Consider the following 14,024-nt stretch of genomic DNA (forward strand, 5'->3'; position numbering starts at 1 on the left):
TTACGAATAGGCTTTTAATAGATTCTTAACCCAAATGATGCTATTGCCAATCGCATTTTTTGGTTGAAATAATTTGTCGATATTTTCTATCTGCGGATGCATTTCCAACACCACTTCTTTTAAATGTCTTCTCTGTTGGGTAGCTATCTTACATGCCTTTTTAACCGATTCGTGAGCTTGCATTTTTCCAAGAGTTTTGGATAGTTGGAAAGACACTTTTTCAGCATATATTAAACCATTTGTGATTTCTATGTTTTGAAGCATACGTTCCTTGTCTACTTCTAAATCTCCAATTAAATCTACCGCCTTCTCCAACGAACCTGCTGTTAAACTCATCAATTGCGAAAGAGTTTCCCATTCGGTATGCCAGAGCCCGGCAGAGCGTTCGTGTTCTTGTGGCATGGCAGAAAGCATGGTAGAAATCAAACCCGGGGTTCGGGCGGCATTGCTCAATATAAGTGCACAACCAACGGGGTTCCGTTTGTGTGGCATGGTACTAGAGCCTCCCTTACCTTCAGCAGCTCCTTCGAAAACCTCAGCTACCTCTGTTTGCATTAAAAGTGAAATATCTTTTGCTATTTTACCCAATGAACCTGATAGGATGCCTAAGAAAGAAGCGAATTCAACCAACGAATCACGTTGCGTTTGCCATGGAAACGATGGTGATAACCCCAATAATTTTGCAAAAACGAATTGAACATCGGTTGTAATATTGGTATTACCGCTTCCTACAGCTCCGCCCAGTTGAATACACAAAAGGCGACTTTTTAAATCATATAATCTTGATTTGCTGCGGGAAATGCTTTCTAACCATCCAGCTGTTTTGAGGCCGAAGGTCATGGGTTTTGCCTGTTGCAACAAGGTTCTCCCCATCACAATAGTATCTATATGTTTTTTGGTCAAATCAATCAAAATAGTTTCGAGACTATTTAGTTTGACTTCTAACCATTCAATATATTCCTTGCTTGTACTTATAGTGGCCGTATCGATAATATCTTGACTCGTAGCCCCTAAATGAACATACTTAGAGGCTTCAAAATCACTGTTTTTTATAAGTTTCGTCAACTGCTTTACCAAGGGTATTGCAACATTGCCCCCTAAAACCACATCATTCTTCAAGGCATTAATATCAATGGCATCAACCACACAGCAATCAGCAATTGTCTTGGCCGCCGCTTCTGGTATAATACCCACTTTTGCCTGAGCCATCGCCAAAGCAGCTTCGACCCTCAATAATTGCGAGACTGCATATCGGTCTTCAAAGAGCTCAGATAATTCTCTGGTATAAAATGTTTCAGCGTATAGAGACATAACAATTTTTCTGATTATAATTGAAAGAAGACGGTTTCGTGATTTCCCTGCATATAAATATCAAATACATAGCGGCCGTCTTCTTTTTTGGCGATTATGGTTTTCCTACGGTCTTCTGGAATACTATTCAACGTCTCATCAGTAGCGTTTAACGTTTCTTCGTCTTCAAAATAGATTCGTGTGTAGGAATGCAATAACTGCCCGCGCATGAATATAATTACATTGATAAAAGGTGCTTGGCCATCTACTGATTTTGGCTTCACCGTAGTAAAGGAAAATTTATTGCCTTCATCCGTACCTGTACCATATCTACCGAATAATCGACGTTCACCATCATTCTGCCAAAGCTCTAGCATAGCATCGTCAACTGATTTACCCTCGGCATCATAGACTGTTCCAATTATTTGTACAACATTACCTTCATCATTCTTGTCAACCATCATTCCATCCACTATACCGGGAAAATTATAACCATATTGACCTGGTGTTAATCCATATGCAAAATAAGGACCTATGGTTTGGGAAGGGGTCTGTAGTTTTTTAGCACTCATAATTTTAGGTTATAAATTCTCGAATGGAGTTGCGTTCTCACCTCTTAAAACAATATCAAATCGATACCCTAAAGCGAAACTGGGCTCAGTGTGGTCGAGATCAAAAGTGGACACCAATAAATCTCTCCCTTTTGTTGGTACGGCATTAAAAATAGGGTCATACTTGCATAATGGATCGTTAGGGAAATACATTTGAGTAATCAATCGACTAGAGATGTCCCCACCGAACAAGGATAAATGAATATGCGCCGGCCGCCAAGCATTGTAGTGGTTTCCCCAAGGGTATGCCCCAGGTTTAATTGTATAGAACCTATACTTACCGTTTGCATCTGTCATACATCTTCCCGTACCCAAAAAATTTGGGTCTAAAGGTGCATCATGCTGGTCTACTTTATGTACATATCTACCTGCAGAATTTGCTTGCCAAATTTCTATCAAGGTATGTGGCAATGGTTGCCCCTTCTCGTTTGTTACGGTACCATGCACCACAATACGTTCTCCTAAAGGTTCGGCAACCTTAATTGCATTTTTTGTTAAATCATGGTCTAAGGCACCAATTTCAAAATCCTTGAACAAGGGCCCCGTACTTTCGGACAATGACTTTTTCGGAAGAACAAGGGCCCTTGATGGCGCCCTTAAAAGAGTTGATTTATAACCTTTATCCAAATAAGATGGCTGAACTTCCATATCAAATCCCTGTTGGGCCATTTCACTCATGACTAACTATTTTTTTATTCTACCGACTAAATTATATGCATCATAAAAAGAACTATTGGACATATTTATTTTATTATTGTACTTTTTAAACATTTATGTTTTGATTATACCAAAAATATATTCATAACTTACTATATATAAATGGTTAAGACTATTTATATATATAGCATATACTTGTTTTAAATACACATTATGAGTAACATTTTACGATTTCGAGGATTGTATGGGGACCAGCACCTATCTTTTGTTAGCGATTTTATTCACATAGAACCCTTACAAGAACGAAGTAAGATATACTCATGGGAGATCAAAGAGCACTTTCATTCTAATTTGATACAAATCTTCATTATTGAATCTAGTGAGGGCACTTTATTTTCCGAAGGAAAAAAAATCAACTTAAAAGCACCATGTGTTGTTACGGTTCCATCCAATGTACTACACGGATTTAATTTTGAACCAAAAATTACTGGCGATGTTATAACTATTTCTCAATCTTTTTTTCAGACACTACTGACCGAAAAGCCGTATATCACGAAAGAAATGGGGAAGCTATCTTGTTTAAACTTAAAAAATAAACCAGAAGTGTTAGCAGACTTGTTGAAGTTGAAATCCAAAATACAACAAGAAATATTCGATGAGGCCCCCGAAAAATCACTGGCCCTAAAAATTTATTTCGAGTTGTTTTATCTAGAACTATACCGCTCCACTTTACGAAGCACCTCCGAAGCCCTAATTAGCAAAAACAAGAACCTTGCCTATTTTCAACAATTTCAAGTACTCATAAGAAAACATGCCCAAAACCTACCTAGTATCAGAACTTTTGCAAAAGCTTTAGGAATTACCCAAACCCACCTTAACCGGGTTTGCCACACCGTTGCCGGCACCTCTGCCCTAAAGGTTGTACAGGATTTTACTATCAACGAAGCCAAAAAATACTTGTTGAATACATCTTATTCTATTTCCGAGATATCGTATTTTTTAAATTTCAACGACCCTGCCTACTTTAGTCGATTGTTCAAAAAACGGGTGGGTGTACCACCAGGAGAATTTAGAAAGGGATAATTACTACACTATGACCTTTAGCGCCAGTCATACAATCAAATTATAAAATACCCACTTTAGTTAGTATCAATAAAAATCTTCAATTCACAAACCATAAAACTTACTTATGAACTTTTTTTCAATGCTATACTAATTTCTTCACATGTCGCCTGAAGATGCGGTAAAACATTAGAGACCAGTTCCTCATTGTTGAATCTACTGGTTTGCACAAGAATATTTATAGCATACTTTACTTTGTTGCCCTTAGAAAAAATTGGAGCGGAAATCGAACGCAAACCTGCTTCTAATTCTTGATCGACCAAAGACCATTTTTGAAGTTTTACCTTTTCCAGTTCTCTTTTTAAATGCTCCTTACTCATGATAGAATTAATAGTGTATTGTTTGTATTCTATGTTATCAAGGGCATTTGTTAAATGCAGATCGTTCATGGCCCATAGAACACGGCCCATTGAAGTTACATGGGCAGGTAATCTTGATCCTACCCCTAGTGAAACCGTCATTATTCTAGACACCTGCTGCCTAGCTATATATATTACTTCTAAGCCGTCTAAAGTAGCCAAAGAACAAGATTCGCCAACCTCAAGGGATAATTTTTTCATTAAAGGACCGGCTAATTCTGAAATATCGAGAGAAGACATATACCGATACCCCAGATCTAGCACTTTTGATGTTAATTCAAAATATTTGCCGTTAGTGGACATGTAACCTAAATAACAATAAGTTAACAGAAACCTTCTTGCGGCAGCTCTTGTTAATCCAGTTATTTCGGCAACTTCAGATAATGTCATCGACTTTCTGTCCGCAGAAAAAGCCGTTAAAACCTTTAAACCTTTGTCTAATGACTGTACGTAATCCGTTTTCTTTATATCCAATTTTAAACAAAAATAAATTATTCGAACAAATATAAAACCTATTGTATTATCATCAAATATTTTATCTAGAAATAGAGTATTCTCAATTTTAACATACAAATATTTGCATATTAATTAATTAATAATAATATTTATCCGAAATAAAAACTTTTGTTCGCATATAGAACAAAAATAGATAACAATTCCAACTAAACTATTACTCATGAAACACTTAATGATTTATTTTATAATGGTGATCTTTACCGGTAATGCCTTGGCGCAAACAGAAATAAACGGAACGGTTACCGATGTGCAAAATGAACCCTTAATAGGGGCAACTGTAATCATAAAAGGAACAACCGACGGAATAGCAACCGATTTTGATGGCAAGTTTCAACTTTCAACAGATCTACCTTTACCAATAACATTAACTATTTCCTATATAGGCTTCAACTCTAAAGATGTAATAGTAGAGAAGGGCGGTGATATTGGTAATATTGCCCTAGAAGAAGGAGAGATGCTCGAAGAGGTAATAGTTTCCGCTTCAAGGGCTCCGGAAAAAGTTATTGAAGCAGTGGCCTCGGTAACTTCATTAGGCCCTGCTCAAATAGCGGCCACACCATCGAATGGAGATCCAACAGAATTATTGAGAAACGTACAAGGGGTTAATTTGGTACGAAGTGGGACCCAGTTTTCAAATATAGAATTGAGAGGATCTACCACTGTAAATGAAACCAACACACTAATACTAAAAGACTACATGCCATTAACAACACCCGTTGATAAATCAACAGAGTCACGAAACAGCTCATTGTCCTCCTTAGACATTGCCAGAGTCGAAGTAGTTAGAGGTCCGGTCGGTGCCTTGTACGGGCCAAATGTAACCTCTGGTGTGGTGCACTTTATTACTAAAGACCCATTTAAATACCCAGGGTTAGACGTTGCAGTAGGAGTTGGAGACAGAAGTGCAACCAATTATAGTTTACGATATGCTGGTAACAACGGTAAAAAGTTTGGCTGGAAACTTTTAACATCATATTCAAAATCAACTGATTTTGCAATTGCAGGTGAAGGTCTTATAGATGCCAATGGCAACCCCGTAGTTAGACCAAAAAACATGGAGACATTGGGCGGTAAAACATTCTATAATGTTGAAAATTTAGACCAAGAAGTAAGCAATTGGTTTGTAGAAGGTACTTTGGCTTATAAGTTCTCTGATAAGGTAAAATTGAATTACCTGTTTTCTCTTGCTAGATCTGTGGGTAATTCAAGAAATCAAACTGGACAGAATTATAGAGGTATGCAGCGATACGAACAGCAGTTAAGAATTGATGCCGGTAATTTCTTCGCTGCACTTTATCACCGCCATAGTTTCGGAAACATTGATAGTGATGGCAACCTCAACCGACTAAAAAATCACATTTTTACTGTAGGCTATAGTAATCCGCCCAATGTAGACAGAGATGGAGACGGTATCAATGAAACACGGGTAACCGATCCAATTGGGGCAACCGATTATTATGATATTAGCGCTCAATACACTATTAACACAAACGACAATCTCCGAATGATCGTAGGTGCAGATTCAAAAATAAGCCCTTCAATTGAGTCTCCAGCTGTTTATGGCATTAACGACAAAAGTAATGGAGGAGATAATTCTTTCAATATTTATGGGGGCTATATTTCCGGTAAATATAAAGTTACCGACAAACTGGCGGTAAGTGCAACGGGTAGGGTTGATCATTACTCGGCATACAAAGAAACCGCATTTTCACCAAGAATTGGCATGGTATACAATCCAAGTGATAAAACTGGTCTTAGGCTGAGCTTTAGTAGGGCGTTCGAATCTCAAAGTCAATTAAGAACTTGGTTAGACTTTCCAATTCCTGTTCCTTCCACTTTTCCCGAAACACATATTGCTGGGGTAGGAACTCCTGTTACCTATAATAACCCAGTAACCAAGTTCGCTTTTGGAAATGTAACCGGTGCAGGAACCTATCAATTTCAAGATATTGTAAACGCTTTGGCGGCAAATGCAGGTATTACAGCGCCTTCTGTTTCAGGCACTATTGATTCTCAATTAACATCTTCTGTGTTCTCTGGACCAGGAGCGGCCGGTGTAGGTGCCTCCACAGGGCCTATTTCCAATATAAACCAAGCCGGACAACCTAAAGTATCATTGAAAACCGTGAATCAATTCGAAATAGGATATAGCACCGTTCTCGAAGAGAAACTGAAGATTAATGTTGATTTATATTATTCTATTTCCGAAAATTTCCAACCTGCAGGATCAATACCAATCTCAGCAGGTTCACAATTAAATTTAGCCAATGTTCAAGCACAAATAGAAGCACAAGTACCGGCTGGCAATGATAGAGATGCCCTGCTCAATGCTCTATACAGCCAACTAGGCACACCTAGCAACAGTAGTGTTCCTGGCTACGGATTGGTCATCTCCGATTTGGCACAGGCCAACGGATGGGAGTTTGATGCCGGTTTTCCAACTTTTGGTAACGAATCTGCAAAGTACATAGGTGCCGATATCGGATTAACGTATTATATTACACCAAAATTGATTGGTTCTGCAAACTACTCATACGTATCTAAAAATATCTGGACACCAGAAGATCTTGGCGAAACAAATCAAAACTATCAGTTCTACCTTAATTCACCGACGAGTAGAGTAAACTTAGGTTTGCGATACGGTGGCGAAAAAGGTTTCTATGGTTCTATTAGTATGAACTATGCCTCAGAGTACGAAGGCAAACAAGGTGACGGTAGAGTATTCACAGGCGTAAACCCCGCCCGTACCATTGTTGACTCTAGAATTGGCTATAAAACATTAATGTTCAATGAAAAAGCCAAAGTAGATTTTGGGTTAAGTGTACAAAACTTATTTGACAAAAAATACTCTCACTTTGTTAACCTACCAGAATTAAGAAGATTTACCATGTTTAATGTTAGAGTTAGTTTGTAATTAGTTAAGAACACCTGTGAATATTACCCATAGGTGTTCTTTATAACTTTAAAACAAGATAAAATGCAAAAAACAATAATAATATTGGCCCTTTTTATTTGTCATTTTGGGACTTCTCAAAAAATAAAAGAAAAACCCAGACCTCCTGAATTGGAAAAACTTGTTTTCAGATTAATGACCGTTCCAAATGCAGTTGACAGTAACGGTGATGGTGACCTTTCTATCGAAGAAGTACTAGCGGCACCTAAACAATTATTAAAGTTAGATAAAAATGGTGATGGAATTTTAGATTCAAATGAAATAGGTGCATGGGAAGAACAATTACCTTTAGTACGCAATCATAATATTACCAATTATATTGACGTAAATGGTGATGTTATCATATCCGCAGAAGAAATTAGAAATGCTTCATCCTCATTAAAATTATTAGATGCCGATGGCAACTGGCATATCAGTAAAAAGGAAATAGAATTTAACAAACCCCCTCTTTTTCCGCTTTTTAGTAATTCTAGAATGCCTTTGAAAACATGGAAAAGGTTTAGGGGATATATAACAGAGCTCGAAGGTCCTATCCCCCCAGGAAAGAACAAGCATGCCTACAAAGGTTACACATTGATACATGAATCAGGTGATGCCACTTTAACCCAACAATCAGACAAAACCTATTTGTTAGATGAAAAGGGGAAAAAGGTTCATGAATGGAAACATAACGGATACTCCCCTGAAGCTTCTGTCGCCTATCTTTTACCCAATAGTCAATTATTAAGAACATATAGCAAACATCATTGGCATAAGGACAAAAAATTCCCTGTAGGTGCTACATCGACTATTGAATTGGTTGATTGGGAAGGAAATGTTCTATGGGACTTTACGATGAGTGTAGCTGAAAAATATAGTTTTCATCATGATGTAGAAGCATTGCCAAATGGGAATATTTTAGCGATTAGACATAACGCCTTCACGGTTGAAGAAGCTAAAGCAATGGGTTGGAATGCAGATTTAGGTAAAAGGGCCGCCTATATGATAACCAAGGATAAGACTAAGAAAAATGGGCTCGTTTGGATGAGTAATGTTTTAGAATTAAAACCAAACCTAGTAGACGGCAGTACAGAAATTGTCTGGCAATGGAATAGTTGGGACCATCTAGTTCAAAATAAATATCCTAAGAAACAAAACTTCGGGAACATAACAGATTCTGGTAAAATACATATAAACTACCTTGATTTAGACAAAGACGTACCATATAACGTTGGACAATTTTTTCATCTAAATACAGTAGATTATAATGCGGACTTAGACCTAATTATGTTGAGTTCTCCGACTTATGGAGAATTTTGGATTATAGATCATAGTACCACTACCGAAGAAGCTGCAGGCAGTACAGGAGGAAAATATAAAAAAGGAGGCGACATAATTTACCGTTGGGGCAATGATGAAGCATTTGGGAAAGACATTCGAGACAATTCAACGTTGTATTGGCAACACAACGTGCATTGGATACCAGATGGTTTACCTGGCGCGGGCAATATCCTAATTTTTAATAATGGCCAACGTCGCACACTAGATGGCAAATTCGTTAAAGAAACAAAAACAACCGGTTTTGGTAGTACATACTCTAACATTTTGGAAGTTAAACTTCCAATGGATGAAACTGGAAACTTTAACCCGAACAAGAAAACCAAAATAGTTTGGTCTTGGGCCAACCCAGATAAGACCTGGTTCTATTCTCCGTTTATGAGCGGAGTTCAACGATTACCTAACGGTAACACCATTTTCAATAGTGCTTATGATAAATACATTATAGAAGTAACACCTAATGGGAAGAAAGTTGAAGATTATAGAGTGCAAGGTTGGGGAAGATTGTATCGCATATATAAATATGGCGATGATTACCCTGGGCTTAAATTTAAATAAATGGCAATCATCAATTCTATCTATGCCAAGACAAAAACGTAATTGCAATTCAAAGGCTTTACATCCTATAAATTATGTTGGATGGTTCAAGCATCTCGGGTTTAGGGAGCAATTGTGGTAAAACATCTACACCTTATACAAATACATGAGTCAACATTTTACAATGGTTCCCTGGTTTTAGAACAGATTCAATGTGCGATTATTTAATAGGGATAATGATAAAGGACAACGGTATTCTTAAGAAAGGTAAGAACAGAATTATGAATAAGTATTAAAAAACATTGTTACAGAGGACTCAAGTATTCCTAAGAAGAAATTTCGGACGATATAACTGTCTTTCGAAAACGGTCGCTGTTGGCAAATAGTATTTAGTATCAAAAAAGATTATTTCTAATTAACCAAGGAAATATGGGGCTTAAGAAAAGAAGATTGGAAAATTGCAAATCAAAAAGATGTTTCAAAAAAAGGATTCTTTCAACTTTTTAACTTAAAACAAGATATGTATGAACAACAAAACTTCGCTAGTGAATATCTAGAAATGTGTTCCAATCTAATTCAAGATCGGAAGTTTAGAAATAGATGTATTGTTTTTAGAAAATTTTGAATAATTAAAAACACAGAATAATTGAAAAAATCAAGAACTAAAGTAGTGCTCTTAGGTACTGGTACCCCAGTAATGGTGAGTGGTCGCTATCAAAGTTCATTAGCAATAATTGTTGATGAGACTTCATATATCGTTGATTGTGGTAGTGGTATTCTAGAACGCCTTTCAAATGCCCGCGCAAGGGGCATTAAAGGACTGGAAAATAAAAAATTAACACGTTTGTTCATTACCCATTTTCATCCAGATCATACCGTAGGCCTGCCTGCGTTTATGATTTGTCCCTGGAATGCGGAAAGATGGGATACACTTAAAATTTTCGGGCCCAAGGGTATTGAAAAAAAAGTGAATGGGCTATTGGACGTTTTTGAAGATGGCATCAATGAACATCTAAATAGTAACCCAAAATTTATGTCTCCTATAGATATAGAACCAAAAGCATATACACAAGGCATTATTTATAAAGATGATTTGGTCAAAGTTGAGGCCATTCCAGTTGAACATGGTAATTTGGAGGCATATGCCTTCAAATTTATTACTCCAGACAAAACAATAGTAGTTTCCGGTGATACCTGTCCCAGAGGAGAACTATATGAAAAAGCCATGGACTGTGATATTTTGGTTCATGAAGTTTATTGCGAAAGTGCAATAAAAAAAGGAAAAGGAGTCGTACAAGAATATTTTAAAAGAGTACATACTGGTGGTGTTGAATTGGGAAAAGTAGCCAATAGAATAAAACCAAAAAAGTTAGTCTTGACCCATCAGATTGCATATGGTCTTTCTAATGAAGAGGCAGAAAAACAGATTTTAAAAGAAGTTCAAATGAATTTTTCAGGAGAGGTAATCTATGGTAATGATTTAGACGTGATCGAATAAAAAGATAATGATTTCAATACCAATTATAAATAGAGTAAAGCATTACAACTTTAAGTTGTTCCAGTCTGACTTAATTTCTGGGCTAACTGTTGGCGTAATGATAGTACCTCAGGGCATGGCTTACGCTATGCTTGCCGGTGTACCTCCTATTTATGGATTGTACGGTGCCATAGTCCCACTTTTTTTGTATGCTATTTTTGGTACATCACATGCTATGGCCATAGGGCCCGTAGCAATTTCATCATTGTTAATTTTTGCAGGCATAAGTGAAATAGCGGTGCCCGGTTCTCCCGAATTTATTTCATTCGTGATTTTGTCCGGTTTTTTTATAGGGCTCCTTAAGCTTCTAACTAGTATAATGCGATTAGGGTTTTTGGTCAATTTTTTATCAAAACCTGTGATTATTGGTTTTACTTCCGCTGCAGCAATAATTATAGCCATTAGTCAAGTGAAGTATGTGCTTGGTGTACATATTCCGACAAGTTCATCTTTATTAAGTACTATTCAGGGTTTAAGTTCAGAAATAGATAACACTAATGTGGCAACGGCATTGGTTTGCATTAGTGGTATTACATTAATGTTATTATTAAAAAAGCTGAACAAAAAAATACCTGGCGCCTTATTGGTTGTGATATTGAGTGTAGCGGTAGTCTCTCTATTCCATTTAGAAGACTATGGCATTACAATTGTTAAAGAAGTACCTAAGGGTTTCCCTTCTTTTTTAGTGCCAAACTTCACCATAGAAAATATTCGTTTGGTAATGCCTACGGTCTTGACCGTAACAGTAATCAGCATTGTAGAGTCAATAAGTATTGCCAAGGTTTGGGAGTCTAAATATAATGCAACTCAAGATCCAAAAAATAGATATAAGATAGATGCAAACCAAGAATTATTTGCCCTTGGTATTGCTAAAATTGGTGGTTCCTTTTTTCAAGCTTTGCCTTCTTCAGGAAGCTTTACTCGCTCAGCAATAAACCATGAGAGCGGAGCAAAAACACAAATTTCATCAATAATTACTGCGCTTTTCGTCACGCTGGTATTGTTGTTTTTTACGCCGCTATTTTATTATTTGCCCCAAGCCATATTGGCTGCTATTATTTTAGTATCCGTTGTGGGGCTGTTTGAATACAAAGAGGCATTTTCATTATGGAAAACCCATAGAAGCGACTTCTATATGCTGTTGACTTCTTTTATATTAACACTTGTAGTTGGTATTAAAGAAGGGGTGTTTGCCGGTATATTTTTATCCATTATTGTTGTTGTTTATCGCTTGGCAAAACCAGACATCCTTGTGTTGGGCAAATTACCAAACACAAGCCATTTTAGATGTATTCACAGATATCCTGAAGCTGAGCAAGTCAAAAATTGTAAAATCATTCGATTCAACGGTCAACTATTCTTTGCTAATAGTGATTATTTGAAAGATTTTATTGTAAGCGTCATAACTGAAAACAGTAACATCAAAGTACTCATCATAGATGCTTCGAATATTCATGATGTAGATTCTACAGGAATAAAAATGCTAAAAGAAGTTAAAGAGCTTCTGGAAGCAAAAGACATCCATTTTTATTTTGCTAATACGATAGGTTCTTTTAGAGACCGGCTACATAGGGCTGGTTTAACACAAAAAATAGTCGGTAAAAATCATTTTATGTCAATTCTGGAGGCCGTTGAATATTCTCAAGAACAAATTCCCGAACAAGAAAAAACAATGAATAACAACGTGGTCTATGCAATCTCATCCGTAACCACCAAATTTTAAAAGATCATGACCACATTAGATATAAACCAAATAATAGATAAGGCTAAAGCCACGCCATTTCTAGTTCACATAGTTGTTCTTGGATGTTTGTGCTCAATTATTGAAGGTTTTGAGATGATAGTTTTGGGTATGATTATACCAAATCTTGCAAAGGATTGGGGCTTAAAACCAGAAGACTTCGAATATGCACATCTAGCCGTTCTATTCGGAATTTTAGCAGGCTCTATTTTTGCCGGAATCCTCATGGATAAAATTGGCCGAAGAAAATCAATGCTACTTATGTTTGGTCTGGGTACTATTGGTATGGGGGTAAGTTTTTTCCTTGAAAATATGACACAGCTGATTATACTAAGGTTTTTGACAGGATTGGGGGCCGGAGGTTCGTTGCCGATCGCGTTGGCAATAGTAACCGAATATTCTCCTAAAAAGGTTAGAAACATGTTAGCCGTATTGGTATATGCCGGAGCCCCATTTGCCACTACCGTTGGCGGGTATATAGGTCCTCATTTCATTGAAATGTACGATTGGAAGGGGATGTTTCTTTTAGGCTTTATGATGTCTTTGCCAATTTTTCTTTGGATGGTCTTTTTCTTACCTGAATCATTAAAATACCTAGTAGCCAAAGAGAAAAATACAGAGAAGGCAAAAAAATTATTAATCAAAGTTGATAGCTCCATAACTATTGCCGAAACGGATCGACTGTTTATCAATGAAAAATCGATTGCAAAAAGTCCTATTGGAGCACTGTTTTCTGAAGGTAGGTCTATTGTTACCTTCTTATTATGGATTGCATTTATTGGCGGTCAGTTCATCGTTTATTTTATGTCGCTATGGCTACCGACAATTTTACAAAATAATGGTTGGGAACAAAATCTAAGTTTAAACGCAATCGGTCATTACTATTTAGGTGCTGGAATTGGTGGAATTATTATTGGCTGGATGGCAGACCGATGGGGGTCCGCAAAAGTTTTGGCCATAGCTTTTCCTCTTGCCGCATTGCTATATTTTTGGTTAGGACAAGTTGTTGACGACCCGGATATGTGGTTTATCATAGCGCCATTTGCAGGAGCCGTAAGTGTTGGTGCAATGATGGCAAAAGCTCCCTTTGCTGCTAGTCTTTATCCAACAACAATTAGAGGAACAGGTATAGGTACGGCAATGGGCGTTGGTCGTATCGGTGGTTTGCTGACTCCTGGGGTTGGTGCCGCATTGGTAGCCGCCAACGTGACTGCTGCCCAATTTTATAACATAGCTACAATTGCCCCGATAATATGTGCTAGTGCAATACTCGTCATTTTGTTGATTACCAGGAAAAAGAAATTCGGCATAGATAATATTCAATAAATTCAATTATACCCTAAAAACACCAAAATATGTATAGTTCTTATATAAATGGAAAATG

General features: G+C 37.1%; 10 protein-coding genes. 6 read left to right on the forward strand and 4 right to left on the reverse strand.

Translation table 11 applies throughout. The annotated features are described in order from the left end of the window. Genes pcaB through pcaH form a run of 3 tightly spaced genes read right to left on the reverse strand, consistent with a single transcriptional unit; the run spans position 1 to position 2,579 of the window. On the reverse strand, positions 1 to 1,311 hold the full coding sequence (gene pcaB / locus J8L85_RS02340; protein WP_211014154.1) for a 3-carboxy-cis,cis-muconate cycloisomerase: 1,311 nt from the start codon (positions 1,309 to 1,311) through the stop codon (positions 1 to 3). 14 nt (positions 1,312 to 1,325) lie between these two features. Continuing rightward, complete coding sequence (gene pcaG / locus J8L85_RS02345) at positions 1,326 to 1,862, reverse strand: protocatechuate 3,4-dioxygenase subunit alpha (protein WP_076453723.1); 537 nt, start codon at positions 1,860 to 1,862, stop codon at positions 1,326 to 1,328. Positions 1,863 to 1,871: 9 nt separating this feature from the next. After that, positions 1,872 to 2,579, reverse strand: coding sequence for a protocatechuate 3,4-dioxygenase subunit beta (gene pcaH, locus J8L85_RS02350; protein WP_211014156.1), 708 nt, complete (start codon positions 2,577 to 2,579; stop codon positions 1,872 to 1,874). Positions 2,580 to 2,771: 192 nt separating this feature from the next. On the opposite strand from pcaH, the gene J8L85_RS02355 reads away from it, so the two are divergent. Next, complete coding sequence (locus tag J8L85_RS02355; RefSeq protein ID WP_211014158.1) at positions 2,772 to 3,641, forward strand: helix-turn-helix domain-containing protein; 870 nt, start codon at positions 2,772 to 2,774, stop codon at positions 3,639 to 3,641. Positions 3,642 to 3,745: 104 nt separating this feature from the next. Here the strand turns inward: J8L85_RS02355 and J8L85_RS02360 are convergent, their stop codons facing one another. Next, positions 3,746 to 4,513: an IclR family transcriptional regulator C-terminal domain-containing protein gene (locus tag J8L85_RS02360; RefSeq protein WP_211014160.1), complete on the reverse strand. Its 768-nt coding sequence runs from the start codon at positions 4,511 to 4,513 to the stop codon at positions 3,746 to 3,748. A 202-nt stretch (positions 4,514 to 4,715) separates the two neighbouring features. Here J8L85_RS02360 and J8L85_RS02365 point away from each other — a divergent pair, with 202 nt between their 5' ends. The 5 genes from J8L85_RS02365 to J8L85_RS02385 all read left to right on the forward strand — a co-directional run bounded on the left by J8L85_RS02365 (position 4,716) and on the right by J8L85_RS02385 (position 13,966). Continuing rightward, on the forward strand, positions 4,716 to 7,469 hold the full coding sequence (locus J8L85_RS02365) for a TonB-dependent receptor (RefSeq protein ID WP_211014162.1): 2,754 nt from the start codon (positions 4,716 to 4,718) through the stop codon (positions 7,467 to 7,469). Positions 7,470 to 7,532: 63 nt separating this feature from the next. Next, a complete protein-coding gene (locus J8L85_RS02370; RefSeq protein ID WP_211014164.1) occupies positions 7,533 to 9,383 on the forward strand; it encodes an aryl-sulfate sulfotransferase in 1,851 nt (616 codons plus the stop codon). A 625-nt stretch (positions 9,384 to 10,008) separates the two neighbouring features. Continuing rightward, positions 10,009 to 10,860 (forward strand): MBL fold metallo-hydrolase, encoded by an 852-nt coding sequence (locus J8L85_RS02375; protein ID WP_211014166.1) that lies wholly within the window; start codon positions 10,009 to 10,011, stop codon positions 10,858 to 10,860. A 7-nt stretch (positions 10,861 to 10,867) separates the two neighbouring features. After that, positions 10,868 to 12,622: a sulfate permease gene (gene sulP / locus J8L85_RS02380; RefSeq protein ID WP_211014168.1), complete on the forward strand. Its 1,755-nt coding sequence runs from the start codon at positions 10,868 to 10,870 to the stop codon at positions 12,620 to 12,622. Between the two features lie 6 nt (positions 12,623 to 12,628). Further along, on the forward strand, positions 12,629 to 13,966 hold the full coding sequence (locus J8L85_RS02385) for an MFS transporter (protein WP_211014171.1): 1,338 nt from the start codon (positions 12,629 to 12,631) through the stop codon (positions 13,964 to 13,966). The last annotated feature ends 58 nt before the right edge of the window (positions 13,967 to 14,024 follow it).

The sequence above is a fragment of the Maribacter sp. MMG018 genome, assembly GCF_018100785.1.
GTDB lineage: Bacteria > Bacteroidota > Bacteroidia > Flavobacteriales > Flavobacteriaceae > Maribacter.

What these genes read in the sequence shown, in the direction of transcription:
- J8L85_RS02355 (WP_211014158.1), top strand. Translation starts at nt 2,772, where the DNA reads ATGAGTAACATTTTACGATTTCGAGGATTGTATGGGGACCAGCACCTA.
- sulP (WP_211014168.1), top strand. Translation starts at nt 10,868, where the DNA reads ATGATTTCAATACCAATTATAAATAGAGTAAAGCATTACAACTTTAAG.
- pcaB (WP_211014154.1), bottom strand. Translation starts at nt 1,311, where the DNA reads ATGTCTCTATACGCTGAAACATTTTATACCAGAGAATTATCTGAGCTC.
- J8L85_RS02365 (WP_211014162.1), top strand. Translation starts at nt 4,716, where the DNA reads ATGAAACACTTAATGATTTATTTTATAATGGTGATCTTTACCGGTAAT.
- pcaG (WP_076453723.1), bottom strand. Translation starts at nt 1,862, where the DNA reads ATGAGTGCTAAAAAACTACAGACCCCTTCCCAAACCATAGGTCCTTAT.
- J8L85_RS02385 (WP_211014171.1), top strand. Translation starts at nt 12,629, where the DNA reads ATGACCACATTAGATATAAACCAAATAATAGATAAGGCTAAAGCCACG.
- J8L85_RS02370 (WP_211014164.1), top strand. Translation starts at nt 7,533, where the DNA reads ATGCAAAAAACAATAATAATATTGGCCCTTTTTATTTGTCATTTTGGG.
- pcaH (WP_211014156.1), bottom strand. Translation starts at nt 2,579, where the DNA reads ATGAGTGAAATGGCCCAACAGGGATTTGATATGGAAGTTCAGCCATCT.